The 18,043-nt window shown below is 66.7% G+C and carries 17 protein-coding genes and 3 tRNA genes; 9 read left to right on the forward strand and 11 right to left on the reverse strand.

Annotated features, from left to right (window positions below):
* Window positions 1-55 precede the first annotated feature (55 nt).
* From FOE78_RS24625 to FOE78_RS22990, 4 genes are all read left to right on the forward strand, one after another.
* Window positions 56-1,462, forward strand: a complete 1,407-nt coding sequence (locus FOE78_RS24625; protein WP_168207645.1) for an SH3 domain-containing protein — start codon at window positions 56-58, stop codon at window positions 1,460-1,462.
* 513 nt (window positions 1,463-1,975) lie between these two features.
* Window positions 1,976-3,712: an SH3 domain-containing protein gene (locus FOE78_RS22980; RefSeq protein ID WP_143988324.1), complete on the forward strand. Its 1,737-nt coding sequence runs from the start codon at window positions 1,976-1,978 to the stop codon at window positions 3,710-3,712.
* 150 nt (window positions 3,713-3,862) lie between these two features.
* A tRNA-Glu gene (locus FOE78_RS22985) sits at window positions 3,863-3,935 on the forward strand.
* A gap of 83 nt (window positions 3,936-4,018) precedes the next feature.
* Window positions 4,019-4,990, forward strand: coding sequence for a phosphotransferase family protein (locus FOE78_RS22990; protein ID WP_143988325.1), 972 nt, complete (start codon window positions 4,019-4,021; stop codon window positions 4,988-4,990).
* 108 nt (window positions 4,991-5,098) lie between these two features.
* Here FOE78_RS22990 and FOE78_RS22995 read toward each other — a convergent pair whose 3' ends face one another.
* Entirely contained in the window at window positions 5,099-5,449 is a 351-nt protein-coding gene (locus FOE78_RS22995; protein ID WP_143988326.1) for a VOC family protein, read from the reverse strand.
* Between the two features lie 96 nt (window positions 5,450-5,545).
* Between FOE78_RS22995 and FOE78_RS23000 the strand changes: the two genes are divergently transcribed.
* Window positions 5,546-5,950, forward strand: a complete 405-nt coding sequence (locus FOE78_RS23000) for a VOC family protein (protein ID WP_143988327.1) — start codon at window positions 5,546-5,548, stop codon at window positions 5,948-5,950.
* Entirely contained in the window at window positions 5,947-6,243 is a 297-nt protein-coding gene (locus FOE78_RS23005) for a winged helix-turn-helix transcriptional regulator (protein WP_143988328.1), read from the forward strand. Before FOE78_RS23000 ends, FOE78_RS23005 begins: the two co-directional genes overlap by 4 nt.
* Before the next feature lie 120 nt (window positions 6,244-6,363).
* Here the strand turns inward: FOE78_RS23005 and FOE78_RS23010 are convergent, their stop codons facing one another.
* Complete coding sequence (locus tag FOE78_RS23010) at window positions 6,364-7,080, reverse strand: hypothetical protein (RefSeq protein WP_143988329.1); 717 nt, start codon at window positions 7,078-7,080, stop codon at window positions 6,364-6,366.
* Window positions 7,081-7,251: 171 nt separating this feature from the next.
* Between FOE78_RS23010 and FOE78_RS23015 the strand changes: the two genes are divergently transcribed.
* The 3 genes from FOE78_RS23015 to FOE78_RS23025 all read left to right on the forward strand — a co-directional run bounded on the left by FOE78_RS23015 (window position 7,252) and on the right by FOE78_RS23025 (window position 8,141).
* On the forward strand, window positions 7,252-7,728 hold the full coding sequence (locus tag FOE78_RS23015) for a hypothetical protein (protein ID WP_143988330.1): 477 nt from the start codon (window positions 7,252-7,254) through the stop codon (window positions 7,726-7,728).
* A gap of 206 nt (window positions 7,729-7,934) precedes the next feature.
* Window positions 7,935-8,008: transfer RNA gene (locus tag FOE78_RS23020), tRNA-Asp, on the forward strand.
* A gap of 59 nt (window positions 8,009-8,067) precedes the next feature.
* Window positions 8,068-8,141 (forward strand) — tRNA-Phe (locus FOE78_RS23025).
* A 1,179-nt stretch (window positions 8,142-9,320) separates the two neighbouring features.
* Here the strand turns inward: FOE78_RS23025 and FOE78_RS23030 are convergent.
* The 9 genes from FOE78_RS23030 to FOE78_RS23070 all read right to left on the reverse strand — a co-directional run bounded on the left by FOE78_RS23030 (window position 9,321) and on the right by FOE78_RS23070 (window position 18,041).
* Window positions 9,321-10,586 (reverse strand): NAD(P)/FAD-dependent oxidoreductase, encoded by a 1,266-nt coding sequence (locus tag FOE78_RS23030; RefSeq protein WP_143988331.1) that lies wholly within the window; start codon window positions 10,584-10,586, stop codon window positions 9,321-9,323.
* A gap of 210 nt (window positions 10,587-10,796) precedes the next feature.
* Window positions 10,797-11,837, reverse strand: a complete 1,041-nt coding sequence (locus FOE78_RS23035; protein ID WP_143988332.1) for an alpha/beta hydrolase — start codon at window positions 11,835-11,837, stop codon at window positions 10,797-10,799.
* Window positions 11,838-12,060: 223 nt separating this feature from the next.
* Window positions 12,061-12,285, reverse strand: coding sequence for a DUF3073 domain-containing protein (locus FOE78_RS23040; protein WP_143988333.1), 225 nt, complete (start codon window positions 12,283-12,285; stop codon window positions 12,061-12,063).
* Between the two features lie 173 nt (window positions 12,286-12,458).
* A complete protein-coding gene (gene purM, locus FOE78_RS23045) occupies window positions 12,459-13,538 on the reverse strand; it encodes a phosphoribosylformylglycinamidine cyclo-ligase (RefSeq protein ID WP_143988334.1) in 1,080 nt (359 codons plus the stop codon).
* On the reverse strand, window positions 13,535-13,804 hold the full coding sequence (locus tag FOE78_RS23050; protein ID WP_143988335.1) for a hypothetical protein: 270 nt from the start codon (window positions 13,802-13,804) through the stop codon (window positions 13,535-13,537). Before FOE78_RS23050 ends, purM begins: the two co-directional genes overlap by 4 nt.
* A 12-nt stretch (window positions 13,805-13,816) precedes the next feature.
* A complete protein-coding gene (gene purF, locus FOE78_RS23055; protein ID WP_143988336.1) occupies window positions 13,817-15,364 on the reverse strand; it encodes an amidophosphoribosyltransferase in 1,548 nt (515 codons plus the stop codon).
* A gap of 142 nt (window positions 15,365-15,506) precedes the next feature.
* The gene (locus FOE78_RS23060; protein WP_143988337.1) at window positions 15,507-16,160 is read right to left on the reverse strand and encodes a Type 1 glutamine amidotransferase-like domain-containing protein; all 654 of its coding nucleotides are present in this window, start codon (window positions 16,158-16,160) and stop codon (window positions 15,507-15,509) included.
* Entirely contained in the window at window positions 16,157-16,549 is a 393-nt protein-coding gene (locus FOE78_RS23065) for a YciI family protein (protein WP_143988338.1), read from the reverse strand. The genes FOE78_RS23060 and FOE78_RS23065 overlap by 4 nt, the downstream gene beginning before the upstream one ends.
* Before the next feature lie 133 nt (window positions 16,550-16,682).
* The gene (locus tag FOE78_RS23070; protein ID WP_143988339.1) at window positions 16,683-18,041 is read right to left on the reverse strand and encodes a dipeptidase; all 1,359 of its coding nucleotides are present in this window, start codon (window positions 18,039-18,041) and stop codon (window positions 16,683-16,685) included.
* Window positions 18,042-18,043 lie beyond the last annotated feature (2 nt).

Below are 18,043 nucleotides of genomic sequence, written 5' to 3' on the forward strand. Positions count from 1 at the left end.
CACTGCAGAAGCCCCCACTGGCGGCCCGGGAAGGCCGCCCAAGGAGGAAGTCACAGTGAGTGAAGGCACGAGAAGCAAGGCATTACGCAAGGCGGGCGTCGCCACCGCCGCCATCACGGCGGGTGCGGCGCTCGCGATCGGCGGCGTTCAGTTCGCCACCGCGAAGTCGGCCACCGCAACCACCGGCGTGAACATCCGTTCCGGGCCGGGCACCTCGTACCGGATCGTCGGCGGACTGGTCCGCGGGCAATCGATCACCACGGTCGGCAAGGCGAGCGACGGCTGGGTAAAGGTCCGCTTCAACGGCGGTGCGGCCTACATCTCCGCGCAATATCTCGACACCGCCGGCACCAGCGTGAGCACCGCACCGGTGATGATCTACACCCAGGGCGTGAAGATTTCCAGTGCACCGCTGAACGTACGCCAGCAGCCGGCCCTCAACGCCAAGGTGATCGGCTACATCTCCGCCGGCCAGCAGGTCACCCTGACCGGCAAGCAGACACAGGGGTATGCCGAAGTGCTGTACGGAGGTCAACGGGCCTGGGTGTCGGCGCGGTACTTGATCAGTTCCACCTCGGCGCTGCCCAGCACCACCGGCACCCGCTACGCCACCGCCGACCTGTTGATCAGGACCAGCACCGACGCGGACTTCAAGATCATCACCACCGCACCGAAGGGATCCCGGCTGCAGGTGACCGGAACCACCAGCAACGGATACGCCCAGGTGATCTACAACAACGCGATCCGCTGGGTGACCGCGAAATACCTGGCCAGCAAGGCGATCCCGGGCCACAGCGCCACATCGAGCCGCCCGTCGACCGCACGCAGCACGGCACCGAAGACGATCAGCAAACCAAGATCAACCGCCGTCCAGCAGAGCAGCCAGCGGGCCGTCAACCGAGCGCCGCGCGCGATCGGCACCCGCTTCGCCACCACCGAGCTGCTGGTCCGCAGCACCTCGGGCAACGACTACAACACCGTGGCGACAGTGGCTCGTGGCAACACGGTCAAGATCACCGGCCGGACCAGCAACGGCCGTGCAGAGATCGTCTACAACGGCGGTTCTCGTTGGGTAACAGCACAGTATCTGTCCACCAGCAGGCCACAGAGCGCCGCGACCAACTCGACCTCGCGCAGCGGATCAAGATCAACATCGGTCCGGGCCACGTCGACCTCCAGCGGTGGCGTCGATCCCAGCTACTCGGGCAAGAGCCGCAACGTCTCCGACAGCACCTGGGATCAGCTGGCGATGTGCGAATCCAGCGGCAACTGGAGCATCAACACCGGCAACGGCTTCTACGGCGGCCTGCAGTTCACCCTGCAGACCTGGCGCGGCTTCGGCGGCACCGGAATGCCCAACCAGGCAAGCCGTTCCGAACAGATCCGGGTCGCCGAACGCATCCTCGCGGTTCAGGGCTGGGGCGCATGGCCGGCCTGCAGCAGCAAACTCGGCCTGCGCTGATCCGGTGTCGGTGCGACCATGATCAAATCTCGGACGTAGCCGACCGACCCAGCAAGATCGATTCGCTTCCGCCCATCCGCACCCACTGCGGATGGGCGGAGGCGGTTTCTCAGAAAACCCTGCCGGCAGGCAACCCTCAACCGATGATCGAGCCCACCTTGACCGCCGGTGATATTCCCGTGATTCGTTCGTGATCGGAACGTGATCGCGCTTGCGGACGAAACGGCCCGATCGGCCGAGATCGCCGATTCCCCGCCTGATCGGGGGCTTCACCGCTGTGCCAGCCCTCTCCGAACGCCTCCGAATCACACCGTTGCAACTTAATCAAGTCGCACGGCGTGTCGATTTGCCTAGGCGCCCCAGCACGTACTCGACGGTTGCCGCAAAGCCTGAGACGTGGATAAAGTCCTGCGCAGTTTGTGGCTGCTGTGACTGGCGTGATTGGGGAATCACAAGGTGACAGCGGTGAGTACATCCATCCACGGTCCGGGAAGGCCGTAGAGGAGGAACACAGTGAGCAGCGCCATGCGTAAAGCCGGCGCCGTGACGTCGTTGCTGGCCGCGGCCGGCGCGGCGATCACGGTGGGCGGCGTACAACTCGCCTCGGCCGATTCCGTGACGGCGACCGCCGGTGTCAACATCCGCTCCGGCCCCGGGACGAAGTACGCCATTGTCGGCGGACTGACCGCCGGGCAGCGGATCACCGCGGTCGGCAAGCCGACGAACGGCTGGATCAAGGTCCGCTTCAACGGCGACACCGCCTACGTCTCGGCGGCATACCTCGATCTCAAGAGCGGGGACACGTCGCCCGGACCGGCGAACATCTACACCAAGGGCACCAAGATCGCCACCGCGCCGCTGAATGTGCGCCAGGGCGCCAGCCTGGGCAGCAAGGTGATCGGCTACATCGCCGCCGGCCAGAACGTCACCCTCACCGGCAAGCAGTCGGCCGGCTTCGCCGAAATGCTGTACGGAGGCCAGCGGGCCTGGGTCTCGGGCCAGTACCTGGTCAGCTCGATGAACGCGCTGCCCAAGAAGACCGGCGCTCGTTACGCCACGGCCGACCTGCTGATCCGCACCAGCACGGATTCCGACTTCAACATCATCACCACGGTCAAGAAGGGCACCCGGCTGCAGGCCACCGGGGTCACCCGCAGCGGCTACGCCCAGATCGTCTACAACAGCGCGATCCGTTGGGTGACGGCAAAGTACCTGTCCACTCAGCCGGTCAGCAGCGCGCCCGCCAGCAACTCGGGTACGTCGTCGAGCGGTCCGGCGAAGCAGACCAAACCCGCCACCTCGCACTCCAACCCGGCCAAGACGAGCGGCTCCACGTCGGGCACCTCGAAGGCCGACCCGTCGAAGACGGGCAACGCTCGACCGACGACACCGGCCGTACCGAAGGTCGTCGGCAGCCGCTACGCGACCACGGAGCTGCTGATTCGCACCACCTCCGGCAGTGATTTCAAGACCGTCGCCGAGGTGCCGCGCGGCGCTCGGCTCCAGATCACCGGCGCCACCGCCAACGGCAAGGCGCAGGTCGTCTACGGCGGCGTCGCGCGCTGGGTCACCGCGCAGTACCTGTCGACCAGCAAGCCGAAGGCGCAAACCAGCCGGCCGGTCACGCCGGCGCTACCGCGGGTGGTCGGCACCCGGTACGCGACCACGGAGTTGTTGATCCGGACCACGTCGGGCTCCAACTACAAGACCGTCGACACGGTCCCGACCAGGACCAAACTCAAGATCACCGGCACGTACGCCAACGGCCGGGCACAGATCGTCTACAACGGCGCGGTCCGTTGGGTGACGTCGCAGTATCTGGCGAAGTCCAAGCCGGCGTCGCGGTCGTCCTCCGGCGGTTCCAGCTCGGTCGGCCTGGTCGGCTCGAACACGTCCAGCAACAAGGGCAAGATCGCGCTGAACTACGCCAAGGCGCAACTGGGCAAGCCGTACGTGTGGGGTGCCGAGGGGCCGAACAGCTTCGACTGCTCCGGCCTCACGCTGCGCGCCTGGCAGGCCGCCGGGGTGAATCTGCCGCGGACCTCACAGCAGCAGTTCCTGGCCAGCCCGCGGGTCTCGATGAGCAACCTCAAGGTCGGCGACCTGGTGTTCTTCTACGGGCCGAGCCCGAGCCACGTCGGCATCTACGCCGGCAACGGCAAGGTGATCAACGCGCCGCGGCCCGGCAAGGTGGTCGAGTACACCCCGATCGCGTACATGCCGGTCGCGGGAGCCACCCGGCCGGGCTGATCATCACGGTCGTACCCGCATGATGAGCGGCAGCAGCGGCGGTCCTTCCACATCTCGGCGGAAGGGCCGCTGCCGCCTCTGCACCCGGCACAGCTCGAGCCGATCTGGTTTGGGTGATCATGCCCGGGACCCCTATAGTCATGCGGTCAGGTCCCCATCGTCTAGAGGCCTAGGACACCGCCCTTTCAAGGCGGCAACGCGGGTTCGAATCCCGTTGGGGACACCCTGCCAAGCCTGCGAATCATTGAGCTGGCCGACGGCGGCATCGGTGTCCTCTGCAACCGGCCCCTGACGAACGGCACCACCATGGTCGATCCGGATCCCTTCACCGACGATGTGTACGCGATCGCTGCTCACTACGGCATTTCGGCCGGGGACGTGGCGCCCGCTCCGACTCAGGGACAGGTGAATGTGACCGTGTTCCTGGGCACGGAACTCGTCCTGCGTATCCCGCGCAACGCAAGAGCGCAGGAGCGACTTGCCAAAGAGGCCGAAGTCATTCCGCTGGTCCGCGCGGCGGGCGTGCCGACCCCCGCAATCGTCGGCTACGACGTAACCCGCCAGATCGCAGACGTACCGTACGTCGTTCTGGAGCGACTGCACGGCCTCACCTTGGCCGAGTTGGACCCTGCCAACCGCCGACTGGCCCACGAGTCCCTGGGTGAGATCCTCGTGGTCCTTCACCGGATCCGTCGCAGCAGCGTCGGAGCTACCGACACCATTCCGCAGCCCTTCACATTCTCCGCAGCGGAGGTGGTCCAGCGCCTCCGAGAAGCGGGTGAGATCGGCACTGCCCAGTCCGATTGGCTCCTGGAGCGATTCGAACTTCTGAACAGCGAGGGTCCCTCACCAGCCGACCCCGTCCTGGTCCACCGCGACGTCGCCCCATCGAACGTGATCGTCGACCGACAAGGGCGAGCAACGGCACTGTTGGACTGGGGTTGTGCCGAGTGGGGTGCCCCGGCTCGCGACCTGGTCGGCCTGCCGCTGCCGGCGCTGCCCGCCCTCCTGTCCGGTTATCGATCAGCCCTCCGTGGCGCCGCGTCCGGAGCGCAAGACATCGACCCCGATCTGGGGCTTGAGCGCGATGCCTTGTGGTTCCATCTCTATCTGGCGCTGGCCAGACTCTTGAAAGAGCCCTCGACCTCAGAAGATCGACACTGGGCCGCGCCGCGGCAGGCGACCCTGCTCGACATCCTTGCCTTCGTTTCCGGTGCGGTCCCGGACTCATGGCCCGCCCTCCTACGCCGCCCACATCCTCGTGAAGGTCGCTTCTGAACTCCGCGGGCCGACGGCACCGATCTCACGCTCGCGACCTGTCCGGGCGGGGCGTTCCCGCAAGGGATCGGTTTGCGGGAACCCGGTGGCGACGTTGTCGACCCGCTCTCACTCGCGGTGCAGAGCGACGTTGATCACGTGCCCGTCAGGGCTCCGGACGAAGAACCGGCGAATGCCCCACGGTTCATCGGTCAGCGGGTGCACAATCTCGTAGCCGCGTCGTTGCGCCTCCTCGTACGCGGCATCGACGTCGTCGACCTTGATCGTCATGACCGAGTCCTCCGGCGCAGTTGCGTCCCGGGTCACGACCTGGACGTTGGCAGCGCCGTCCGGCGAGCTGAATCGGGCCACCCAGCCCTGGTTCATGGTTTCCTCTGTCAGGCCGAGGAACCGGAAGAATTCTCTCGCCCGCTCAACATCGCCGGTGTGCAGGTTGGTCATCGCCTCAGTCGCCTCCATCGTCGAAGTCTGACATTCGGCTCGGACACAAACGGCATCCGGACGTACGGCTCGCAACCCTTGACGGCGCACTTGCATTTTGCAAGTATCAGTCGCATGAGCCTCTTCATCACCTGCCCGGTCGCGAACGTCGAGCGCGCGACCGCCTTCTACACCGCGCTCGGCTGGACCCTCAACCCGGAGATGTCCGATCACAGCGTTTCCTGCTTCGCGATCGCCCCCGAGCAGTACGTGATGCTCGGCAGCCGCGAGATGTACGCGAGCGTCGGCGGCGTCGACGAGCTGACCGGCGGACCCGATACGCCCTCGAAGGTCACGGTCTCCTTCGACCTCGGCAGCCGGCAGGCGGTCGACCAGCTCATCGAGCGGGCCGGGGCCGCCGGCGGGCGGATCGGCGACACCGACGACTACCCGTTCATGTACCAGCGCCAGTTCGACGACCCCGACGGCTACCACTACTCACCGTTCTGGAAGAAGCCCGACGCCGATCCGACCGCGTGAGCGACCTCGCCGCGGCCCTCGACGTTGTCGGAGCCCGCTGGGCCCTGCTGATCGTGGAGCGGCTGCTCGACGGGCCGCAGCGCTACGGCGACCTGCAGCGGGACCTCGGAGCGCCGACCAACATGCTCGCCACCCGACTGCGCGAGCTCGAAGCGGCCGGCGTGCTGTCCCGGCTGCCGCTGAGGCACAACACCCGGGCCTACGCGTTGACCGACCGCGGACTCGCTCTGCGCGCGGCAATCGTTGCGCTCGAACACTGGGGCGCCGAGAACACGTCGGACCCGTCTACCTGAACGGGCAGTGCCCCTCGGCCGGTGATCGCCTTCCGCGTCAAGACCGGCAGGATCGACAGAGCGCCCAACCAGGTCGATGCTCTCGAGTCCCGTCGGGACGTGCGGCCGCGCTCGCCGACGTCAATCAGCGCCGAAGAAGTCCGCTACCTCCAACTCAGCCAGCTTCGTGTTGATCTTGGTGGCGCTCCAGTCGGAGCGATCAGCCGGCTCGGTGTTGGCGGCGACCAGCCCGGCGAACGCGACCGCGGGCAATTCGTCGCGTTCGGCACGGCGACGGCCGTCTCGAGCAAGATCACCGATGATCAGGCCACGCATGAACGCGGCGCCGATCCGTGCCAGCACAGGGAAAGCGACGCGCGAGCGAAAGCCGAAGAACTCGACAAGGCGTCGGTAGTTGCCGGCGAGCCGTCCGGTCAAGCGGTCGTCGACGTCACGAACCGCGGTCGCGACGCGATCATGCAATGCTCCGTCCGGCATCGTCTGCACCGACATCACCAAGATCAAATAGGTACGCCACCGGGCCGTCTCGGCGCGATCGAGGTCGAAGTCGTCGGCCGCGGTGATCCGAACGATCTCGTCGAGCACGTCGGCGCGTCCGTCCGCGGTTGCCAGTCGATCCGCTCGCTCGCCGATCAGCGTCCGCAGTTGCCGGGTCGCCAGCTCATTGCGGGTCGGAACCGCCGGGATCGCCTGCTCGGCCAACTCGACGGCGACGTCGGCCAGGAACGCATCGCGCTGCGGCCAGCAGCGGTATGCGGCGGTCCGGGACACGTCGGCGTCTCGGATCGCGTCCTCGAAGTTGAGCCGGCTCAGATCCTGGCCGGCCACCCTGGCCACGCCCGCATCAAGGACCCGGCGACGCGTCGCGTCGAGGCTCAGTCGCGGCCGTCGCCCGCCCGTCGTACGGGTTCCCCCGGGTTTCGGTATTCGGGGTTCCAAACTGCCTGCCATGCCCGTACGGTACTTCACGTACCAACTTGGTACACGGAGTACCAACCGGAGGTCGTGATGAATCAACTCAATGGATCCCCACTCGTTCTGACCGCACCGCCGCCCGCAGCGCGGGTCTCGCGCGCGGCGGTCGGATTCTTCGTCGCGGGCTTGGTGATGACGGTCGCCGCGCTCGGCTACACACTGCTGGATCAGACCGTCCTCGGCGGGCTGAATGCGCAGCTGCACGCCGTTTATGACTCGTACGGAAAGCACGTGCGGCCCGGGGCGCTCTACGGCTACCTGTACGCGCTCGGCGGGCTGGGTGTCGTCGGCTGGCTGTGCTGCCTGAACCGGATTCGCAGAAGTCCCCGCGCTGCGCGGATCTGGAGCAGCTCGGTGCTCGTCTTGTCGGCGCCGGCGATCGCACCGCTACTGCTGCAGGAGTACGGACAGTTCGTCTTTCCGGTCTCGTTCGCCGCGATCTACTCGGGCATCTGGGTGCTCGGTCTGGTCGGGACCGTGCTGCTCTTCCGCCGAACCAAGTCCGGCTGATCCCTGACAGGTTCGGGACCGATCCGGCGCCACCGTTGCGGTGGTGTCGGACCCGGGCAAAGTGGGCGAGGCAGCGTCGCTGCCAGCTTTCGGCGCGGCAGCATCCGGGCGGCGGTGCGTCGGTCGGCGGTGGTCTGCGCCGGTTTTTCTTGGGCCCGGACCTACGCTATAGTTTCGCGGGCGCCAGCAATGGCGTACTGCAGCAAGGCCCAGTGGCGCAGTTGGTTAGCGCGTCGCCCTGTCACGGCGAAGGTCGCGGGTTCAAGTCCCGTCTGGGTCGCGGAAGCGGCGAGGTCGAAGCCTCGCCGTTTGTGGTTGTGGACAGCGTCCGCATCACTTGGCCAGGTAGCTCAGCCGGTAGCAGCGTTCGCCTGAAAAGCGAAAGGTCGGCGGTTCGATCCCGCCCCTGGCCACTCATTGGCGCGGTCGAGCTGGTTGCCGCTGCCGCCGGTCTACGTTGGCGGCTCACGTCGGGGGACCGACCCCCGCACCCCGCCCCACTCGCTCCCACAAGTCACTCGCCCCGCCTCCTCCGCTTCGCTCGGAGCCGGTCTCGCGCTGGAGCGCTCCACAGGCGTGCAACCTGCCGGTCCCGAACTCGCGCTCCAGCTCGCTGCCGCTGCCGCGATTCATGTTGGCGGCTTACGTTGGGGGTGACCGGATCTGCCGGCGAGATGCATCTGATTCGGGCACGATGACTGCCATCTGGCCGGCACATTCGTCGGCCACTCGTTTCGCGTGAGCCGGTCGCAGTCTCCGGGGTTGGCCGGGTCGGATTGCCTTGGCTCCTTCGATTTGCTCGATCCGGGCGGCACCTATCGGCCGGCAGACTCTCGGCCCCCGGAATGAAGGAGGTTCCGGTCGGTTACGCCGTGCGTATGGGTGCGCGAGCTCCTTCGATTTGCCCGAGCGGAATACAGGGCCGACACCAGCAAGCCATCATCCTCTCCGGAACCGGATTGAAGGAGGTTCCGGTGGGTCAGGCCGCGCACCGATGCCTTGGCTCCGTCAAGTTCTCCCGCCGGTCTGCATGCACGATTGCAGTGGCAAGCGTGGCGGAGTTCGCGTGCTCGACAAGCCCCAGACATTCTCTTGTTTATCGGCTACCCAGCCACAAGCCCACCTTGGGTGCACGTTCAGTGCTTGGGAGCACCACGGGCCGCGGCCCTTCGACAAGCTCAGAACCCTCTGATCACGACCGCGCTCGGCACCGACTCCCTGCCCTCTACAAGGGCGCGAGGCCCTTCGGATCAACACCGCGCGCCCTACCACCGAATCCCCCGCCCTTCGACAAGCTCCGGGCCCGTTGATCAAGAGTGCGCGCTGACCGCCGGTATCGGCCTTCGACAAGCTCAGGGCCCTGGGGTCACCGAATAGACGAGGGAACGATCTGGAGTGATCTTGCAAACTCAACCACTCCAACGCAACCTTCGGATGCCCGTCGAGCACCCCAGCACGAGACCGGTGCCGCAGCGCAGCGGAGGCGCCGAGGCGACGGGACCGCGGACGCAACCACGCCGGGGTCGGGTGGTCGCCCGTTACGCAGGACGCCAGACCAAGTCGCCGGCAGCAGGCAGAGACTCGACCGCGAATCAAGATTGCGAAGGAGGGCGGGCGACGTCGCCGATGATGGCACCGGTCTGCCGAGGCCAGATCACGTACCGGTAAGCCAAGTTGATCAAGGTCTCGACCCGGTTGCGACCACCGAGCAGGAACCACAGATGCAGCGCGACCCAGGCAATCCAGGCGAGGGTTCCGGTGATCTTGATGCCACCGGCGAGTTGTACGACGGCGGACCGATTGCCGATCGTGGCCAGGATTCCCTTGTCGTGATACTGGAACGGCTCGGTCGGCAAACCTCTTGTCCTGCGTACGATCTGCCGCGCGGCATGGGTGCCCATCTGCATCGCCGGCGGCGCCAGCTGCGGCAGCGGTGCGTCCGGATTGATCGCAGTGTCGCCGACCGCGTACAAGCGATCATGATCACGGACCTGAAGATCATCTCCGATGATCACGCGGCCGCCCTTGCCAGTGGGCAATCCCCAGTCGGCCAACTCGCGATAGCCGGCGACACCAGCCGCCCACACCACCAAGTCCGCGCGGATGGTCGAATCGCCCTTCAACCGGACATGATCCTTGGCGACCTCGGCGATCGCGGTCTTCAGTCGGACGTCGACGCCGCGCTGGATCAACTGCCGCAGTGCGTACTTCTGCAGCGACGGGTCGAACGGCGCCAGCAGCGAGTCGGTCATCTCGACCAAGATCACGTTCACCTCGGACGGGTTCAACTCCGGAAACGTCGGCGTCAGCATCGCGTGCTTCAACTCCGCGATCGCGCCCGCCATCTCCACACCCGTCGCGCCACCGCCGACCACGATCACATTGAATCGGCCGGTCCCGGTCTCCGATTCGCCGGCGATCTTCTCCAGACCGCCGAAGATCGCGTCCCGGACTCGCAGCGCGTCGGCGCGGGTGTACATCGACATGCTGTGCTCCGCAGCCCCCGGCACACCGAAGTGATTGGTGGTGCTGCCGATGCCGATGATCACGTAGTCGTAGTCGATCGGCGAGCCGTTGTCGACCAGGACCTGACGACGTTCCTCGTCGATTCCGGTCACCTTGGCCCGCCGATATCGGGCGTTGTTGCGTGCGCTCAGGTGGCGCAGCGGATAGGTGATGTCGCCCGGATTCAGACCACCGGTGGCGACCTGATACAGCAGCGGACGGAAAGTGTTGTACGGATGTTGGTCGATCACGGTCACCTGGACGTTCGCATGCGCCAACTCCATCAGGGCCGACGCACCAGCAAATCCGGCACCGAGAACGACCACGTGCGGGACGTGCTCGTTGCTCGTCATGCCTCCATTCAAACACTCATTGTGGATTCCCGAATGTGACCTTGGCTACCGCCTGGGGGACCCGGCGAACGCCACGCGATCGCCTTCCGGCCGGGATTTCTTTGCCGGCGGGACAATCAGCGACATCCAGTGCTACATCATGATCTCGAGTTTGATCTTCATCCCGATCATCGCGCTGCCCGATGATCTTGCACAATCCCGGTGCCGGCGTTACTCGTCCTCGATCGGGTCGAGCTCGTCGAGGTAGCCGAGCCAGGCCGTCATTTCGGCGAACACGGCGTCGCGGACCGGTTTGGCGCTGAGTACCAGGTCGTGCAACCCGTCCTCGAATCTGACCACCGTGACGTGCCGGCCCAACCGGGGCGCACGACGGGCGATCTGCTCGACGTCGAGGACGGTGTCGGCCGTCATCAGGTCCGGATCCCAACGACGGCGGAACTTCGTCCGAGCCGAACACATCACCAGGATCGGCACCTCGATGCCCAGCCCAGCGGCGACCCGAGCATGGCCCTGCCGGATCGCCCGGATCCAGCCGATCAGGATCGGCGGGCCCGGAGAACCCTTCCAGGTCAGGTCGTAGTCCCATTCGCCGTCGCGGTCCGCGCGCAGCGCACGCGCGTAGAAATCGCTGCCCGGCATCGGGATCGCGGTGGTAGCGAGGCCGCGGCTGGCCAGCGCGTCGATCACCGGCGTACCGATGGCGCGGACCATCGCCGAACCCTGCAGGTCGAGCCACGGTGAATTCAGGATGATGCCGTCCACACTGCCCGGCCGGTCGGCGGCGTACAACGAGGCGATCAAGCCGCCGGTGGAATGACCGGACAAGATCAACTGATCGCGTTCGCCGGCTGGCCCTTCGGAGTTGATGATCTTGATCGCGGCATCGAGTTCTTCGGTGTAGTGGTTGAGTGCGCTGATGTAGCCCTGCAACTGGCCCTCGCGTAGGCTGCGTCCGTAGCGCCGCAGGTCGACGGCGTAGAAGTCGTAGCCGTGGTCGGCGAAGAAGTCGCCGAGGTGGGTCTGGAAGAAGTAGTCGTTCCAGCCGTGCAGATACAGTGCCGCGCGGCGGTGCCGCTCGCCGGAGCGCCGGACCAGCGTCGCCGCCAGGGAACCCGCTGCCTCCTCGCCCACCAATTCGGCTTCGGGCAGCGGAAGGTCACGGCATTCGTAGCCGGGCAGCACATCCGGGCGCCAGTCATCGGCGTCGCTCGTGTTGGACTTCGGCGCGTCCGGGTCGACCAACTCGACCATCAGCGGCTGACCGAGTACGCGGTGGGTCGAGGACGCGGCCCTTCGACAAGCTCAGGGACCTTCAGCCGAGTCGGCGGCCCTCCGAGAGGCTCAGAGACCTTGCAACCGAGATTGAACACAGAATCACCGACGGCCGAAACCTGAGTGGTTCGGTCGTCGGTTCGATGCGTGTCCCTCGTCATGCCCGGCAGCTTAGTCGGGCTGGTGTCAGCGGCAGCGGCCGCTAACCGGACTTGCGGAGGTCCCCGTAATCGTCGTCTCGGGCCGGGGACGACTGCTCGTACTCCTCGGCAAGATCGGCATACGCCTCGGGTATGGCTTCCGTATCGCCCGTCGCTTCCTCCCCGCGCAACTCGCGCTCCAGGGAGGAGAAGTCCGTGTCAACCGCACGGTACTTCAACTCGCGGGCAACCTTCGTCTGCTTCGCCTTTGCACGGCCGCGCCCCATAGGGTCGACCCCCTCGCGTTATCCGCCTGCGGCGATGCCGCGGCTCATGTTGGTCAATGTCGTGGGCATAAGGCTACCCAATGCGATGCTGTGTGCAAACCCGACCCCCAGGGCGTGCCCATCCAGATCGCGGACCTGCCCTCAGCCGTCCGCGACACGACCGGTGAAACAGTTCAGCCGTGCCTGCCGACCATCTCCACCGTTCCGTCGCCGGCCACCGCCTCGCCGCAGATCCAGGACCGCACCCCGCGCTGGTTCAGCAGTCTCAGCGCCGCGTCGGCCTGATCGGCCGGCAGCAGCGCGATCATCCCGACGCCCTGGTTCAGGGTCGCCTCGATGTCGGGCTGCGAGATCGAACCGACCTCGCGAACCAGATCGAAGACGGCCGGCGGCTGCCAGCTCGCACGATCGATCCTGACCGTGATGCCGTCCGGCAGCACCCGGGCCAGATTGTTGGCCAGTCCGCCGCCGGTGATGTGACTCATCGCGTGCACCTCGTACGCCTCGATCAGGGCCAGCGCGTCCAGCGCGTACACCTTGGTCGGCTCGAGCAACTCCTCGCCCAGCGTGCGACCGAGCTCCGCGACGTCGCGATCCAGGGCCCACCCGGCGTCGGTCAGCAACACCTTGCGGACCAGCGAGTAGCCGTTGGAATGCAGACCGGACGAGGCCATCGCGATCGCCACGTCGCCGGCCCGGACCCGCTCCGGGCCGAGGATGTTGTCCTTCTCCAGCACTCCGGTGGTCGCGCCGGCCACGTCGTACTCGTCCGGTCCGAGCAGGCCGGGATGCTCCGCGGTCTCGCCACCCAGCAGCGCACACCCGGCCACCACACAGGCGTCCGCGATGCCCTTGACGATGGCCGCGATCCGCTCCGGTACGACCTTGCCGCAGGCGATGTAGTCGGTCACCCACAACGGTTCGGCGCCGCACACCACCAGGTCGTCGACCAGCATGCCCATCAGGTCGAAGCCGATCGTGTCGTGCTTGTCCAGGGCCTGGGCGATCGCGACCTTGGTGCCGACGCCATCGGTCGAAGTGGCCAGCACGGGATGCTGATAGCGGGCGATCTTGCTCGCGTCGAAGAGCCCGGCGAAGCCGCCGATGCCGCCGATCACCTCGCTGCGTTCGGTCCGCTTGACGAACCCCTTCATCAACGAGACCGCGCGATCACCGGCCTCGATGTCGACCCCGGCGCTCACGTAGGCCGACTGCTGGTCACTGCCGGAAGACGACTGTGCTGGCTGTGTCACGTCTGCACCCTATCCTTGCTGCGATTTCGAACCGAGAACACCAACAGCAGCGCCCCGAGCAGGGTCGGGATGGCGAACAGGATCGCCAGAAAACTGCCGAAGATCAGGCCGTAGCCGTGTGGGTCGGACGATGCGTCGCCGATCGCCGATCTGATGGCCAGGGACAGCGTGAACAGCATCGGTACGCCGCCCAGCACGATCAGTACGAGGCCGGCCACCCGGCCGACGATCGAGCGATGACTTCGGCCAGCGGGATTCTGAGTCATCAGCGGTCGACGTCAGGGCCGGCTGAGCGCGTCGACCGCGCCGACTCCGGCGGTGGAGGCGGGAAGTCCGTCGATGTCGGTCGGCTCCCGGTCGTAGTCGGGCAACTGCTTGCCGAGCCGTTCGGACAGCGGGATCTGCACCGGGTAGATGCCGTCGAAACAGGCGCGGCAGAAACTCGACTTCGGCAGCTCGGAGGCGGCGACCAGGCCGTCCAGGGAGACGTAGCCGAGCGAGTCGGCGCCGATCGAACGGCAGATCTCCTCGGTGTTCAGGCCGGTGGCGATCAGTTCGGCCCGGGTCGGGAAGTCGATGCCGTAGAAGCAGGGCCACTGCACCGGCGGGGAGGAGATTCGGATGTGTACCTCGGCCGCGCCGGCCTCGCGGAGCATCCGCACCAGGGCCCGCTGGGTGTTGCCGCGGACGATCGAATCGTCCACCACCACCAGCCGCTTGCCGGCGATCACGTCGCGGAGCGGATTGAGCTTCAGCCGGATGCCGAGCTGACGCAGCGTCTGGCTGGGTTTGATGAAGGTCCGGCCGACGTAGGAGTTCTTCACCAGCCCTTGCCCGTACGGGATACCCGACGCTTCGGCGTAGCCGATCGCCGCCGGTGTCCCGGACTCGGGCACCGGGATCACCAGATCGGCGTCGGCGGGATGTTCGGCGGCCAGCGTGCGGCCGACCTCGACGCGTACGGAGTGGAGTCGTTTGCCGGAGATGGTCGAGTCCGGTCGGGCGAGGTAGACGAACTCGAACAGGCAACCCTTCGGCTCCGGCTCGGCGAACCGACGGCTGCGCAGGCCGGCGGCGTCGACGGCGATCATCTCGCCGGGCTCGACCTCCCGGACGAAGCTGGCGCCGATGGTGTCCAGGGCCGCGCTCTCGCTGGCGACCACCCAGCCGTGCTCCAGCCGACCCAGGCAGAGCGGCCGGATGCCCTGCGGATCGCGGGCGGCGTACAGGGTCTCCTCGTCCATGAAGACCAGGCTGAACGCTCCGCGCAGGTGCGGCAGCACCTCGATCGCCGCTTCCTCCGTGTTCAGTTCCGTGTACGTGGCGATCAGGGCCGTGACCACGGAGGTGTCGTTGGTGACCTCCTTGCTCAGCGCGCCAGGGACCAGCGAGGTGCCCGGCAGATCACGGTCGGCCAGCCAGGCTTCCAACTCGGTCAGATTGGTCAGGTTTCCGTTGTGAGCCAGCGCAAGGCCGCCGGTGGCGGTCGGCCGGAAGGTCGGCTGGGAGTTCTGCCAGACGCTGGCGCCGGTGGTCGGATAGCGGGTGTGGCCGATCGCCAGATGCCCGCGCAGTGAATTCAGAGTGGCTTCGTCGAAGACCTGGCTGACCAGACCCATGTCCTTGAACACGGTGATCCGCTTGCCGTTACTGACCGCGATGCCGGCCGACTCCTGCCCACGATGCTGCAGGGTGTAGATGCCGAAGTAGGTGAGCTTGGCGACCTCTTCGCCGGGCGCCCAGACGCCGAACACGCCACACGCGTCCTGCGGGCTACGATCCTGCGGGTCCAGATCGTGGGTCAGACGGCCGTCTCCTCGTGCCACCCGCCAGAGTCTACGGGTGCGCGGCGACATTCCCATATCGCGCGCGTGCAAGAACGTCGGACGGGACGACACGGACCCGGCCCATTTCGCGGGTTGGGATCATCTCGACCGACGTTCTTGCACGTTCGGACCGCCACCGTTGTCAATCGAAGAGCTGCCAGTGCCCTTCGGAGACCACCTCGACAGCGCCGTCCACCACCGCGATCGCCGTCTGATCGTCGATCGCGTACGCGGGTGTGGTGATCTTCTTGGCCCACCGGCGGGCGCTGTCCAGGCTGTTGTCCGGCCAGCCGGGGAAGTCCAGATGCGGGAAGATCGAGAAGTCGACCACGCCCAGGGTCTTGTCGCCGCCGTCGGGCTGCCACTCGACGAACTCGTTGCCGATCCGGGGTGTCATCACCATGCTGCCGGCGCTGACGCCGACCCACACCAGCTCGGGCAGCGAGGTCAGCAGCTCGGCCAGTCCGGACTTCCGCATCCAGTGCGCCAGGTAGACCGCCTCACCTCCGTCGACCAGCAGCACGTCGGCCTCCCGGACCCAGGGCACCCAGCGGCGGTCGGCCATGCCGTCCAGGGCCGTCAGCTCGAGCACGCCGACCGACTTCCAGCCGAGATCGCACAGACCGCCGCCGGCGATGGCGCGCCACACCGACGCCGGCGTACAGGCGGGATGGCCGTACTGCGCAGTGGGAATGAAGAGCGCGTTGCACTGCTCGATCGGCTTGCCGAGCATGCCGACCAGCGCGTTCTTGATGGTCGGGTTCCTGACGCCTCCGGAGGTCAGCAGCAACTTCACGATCGGCTCGCGGCATTCGTCCCGTCGACTGCCTCCGGCCGGCGCGGCCCGGGAAACCGGTGCACCTCCTGCGGCCAGTCCAGGGCGACCGCGACGCGGCCGGCCCAATAGCGGGCGCTCTCGTCATCGGGCGCCTGGATCACGGTGAAACCACCGAGATGTTCCTTGGTCTCGACGTACGGCCCGTCGCAGAAGACCGGCTCGCCGTCCTTGGCCCGCACGTTGCAGATCGCGGTCGAGGCGTCGATCCCGCCGTCGGCGAACACGAAGACGCCGGCCTGTTTCATCTCGTCGAGGACAGCCATGCTGGCCTTGCTCTTCTGGACGAGTTCCTCGGGCGTGTGCTCCTGCACCCACTCGTCGTTGAACGCAATCAAGTACTGCGGCATCGTCGTACCTTTCCGGTTCGTCGGTCGAGGCCCGTCGCCTCGGGAGGACTTCGTCGCGGTTTGTCGGCCGCGCTCACCTACTCCACGAACGTCCTCGCCTCGATCCGACACCGAGTCGCGACAATGTTCAAGATCAATCTGCGCGACAGTTCAGCAGCAGCAGGGCCTCGCCGGCGCAGGCCTTGGCGAAGTCGCCGAGGTGCAGGGACTCGTTGCTGCCGTGCGGGCGCGAATCCGGGTCGGCGACGCCCGTGACCAGGACGGTCGCGTCCGGATAGGCCCGCGCGAAGTCGGCGATCATCGGAATCGAACCGCCCTGCCCCATGAACACCGGCTCGGTCCCCCAGGCCTCGCTGAAGGCCGACCGGGCAGCGTCTGCGTACCGGCCCTCGAACGGCACCACCGACGGGTCGCCGTTCTCGCCCGGGGTGACGGTGACCTGCGCACCCCACGGAACATGATCTTCGAGGTGCTTGATCAACTTCTGCTGCGCTTCGGCCGAATCCTGTCCGGGCGCCACCCGCATGCTGATCTTGGCCCGAGCCACCGGCCACAAGGTGTTCGACGCCTTGGCCACCGGGGTCGCGTCCAGGCCGACCACGGTGATCGCCGGCTTGGCCCAGATCCTCATGGCATAAGGACCTTCGCCGATGAAGTCGACACCGTCCAAGATCGCCGCCTCGGTCCGCAACCGTTCCTCCGGATAGTCGACCTCCGGCGCCGGTGCGGTGTTCAAACCGTCGACGGCGACATTTCCTTGATCATCATGCAGGGTGGCGAGCAGTCGGCAGATCGCTGTCAGCGCGTCCGGTACCAGGCCGCCGAACATGCCCGAGTGCAGAGCGTGATCGATGGTGCGCAGTTCTACGTACGCCTCGGCCAGTCCGCGCAGGGTGTTGGTGAAGGCCGGTACGCCGACCTCCCAGTTGCCGGAGTCGCCGATCACGAACACGTCGGCGGACAGCTCCTCGCGATGTTTGGCCAACAATGCTTGCAGGGTTGGCGATCCGACCTCTTCCTCGCCCTCGATGAAGAGCGTCACCCCGACCGGAGGTTGGCCGTTGAAGGCCCGCAGCGCTGCCAGGTGCATCGCCAAGCCACCCTTGTCGTCGGCAATTCCGCGGCCGAAGAGGCGGTCGCCGTCGCGGGCCACCCGGAACGGGTCACCGCGATCCCACAGATCCGGGTCGCCCTCGGGCTGTACGTCGTGATGGGCGTACAGACAAACCGTCGGCTGCCCTGCAGGGGCAGGGAAATGTCCGATCACGGCGGGCGCGCCGCCGTCGACCTGGCTTATCTTGACCTCGGCCGCACCAAGATCACGCAGCTGCTGGGCGACGAACTCCGCACTGCTGCGTACCTGGTCGGTGCGATCGGGGTCGGCGCTGACGGACTGAATCGCGACGTGGCGTTCGAGTTCGGCCAACACGGCCGGCAACTCCCGCTCGACGGCTGCGCGGACTTCTTGTGCGGTGCTGGGGACAGCGGTCATAG

Source organism: Microlunatus elymi (assembly GCF_007362775.1).
Classification (GTDB): domain Bacteria; phylum Actinomycetota; class Actinomycetes; order Propionibacteriales; family Propionibacteriaceae; genus Microlunatus; species Microlunatus elymi.

Bases quoted from the DNA above. Each gene is read 5' to 3' on its own strand.
- FOE78_RS23015 (WP_143988330.1), top strand. From the start codon at position 7,252: ATGAATCAACTCAATGGATCCCCACTCGTTCTGACCGCACCGCCGCCC.
- FOE78_RS22990 (WP_143988325.1), top strand. From the start codon at position 4,019: ATGGTCGATCCGGATCCCTTCACCGACGATGTGTACGCGATCGCTGCT.
- FOE78_RS23000 (WP_143988327.1), top strand. From the start codon at position 5,546: ATGAGCCTCTTCATCACCTGCCCGGTCGCGAACGTCGAGCGCGCGACC.
- FOE78_RS23035 (WP_143988332.1), bottom strand. From the start codon at position 11,837: ATGGTCGAGTTGGTCGACCCGGACGCGCCGAAGTCCAACACGAGCGAC.
- FOE78_RS23070 (WP_143988339.1), bottom strand. From the start codon at position 18,041: ATGACCGCTGTCCCCAGCACCGCACAAGAAGTCCGCGCAGCCGTCGAG.
- FOE78_RS22995 (WP_143988326.1), bottom strand. From the start codon at position 5,449: ATGGAGGCGACTGAGGCGATGACCAACCTGCACACCGGCGATGTTGAG.
- FOE78_RS23065 (WP_143988338.1), bottom strand. From the start codon at position 16,549: ATGCCGCAGTACTTGATTGCGTTCAACGACGAGTGGGTGCAGGAGCAC.
- FOE78_RS23030 (WP_143988331.1), bottom strand. From the start codon at position 10,586: ATGACGAGCAACGAGCACGTCCCGCACGTGGTCGTTCTCGGTGCCGGA.
- FOE78_RS23040 (WP_143988333.1), bottom strand. From the start codon at position 12,285: ATGGGGCGCGGCCGTGCAAAGGCGAAGCAGACGAAGGTTGCCCGCGAG.
- FOE78_RS23050 (WP_143988335.1), bottom strand. From the start codon at position 13,804: ATGACTCAGAATCCCGCTGGCCGAAGTCATCGCTCGATCGTCGGCCGG.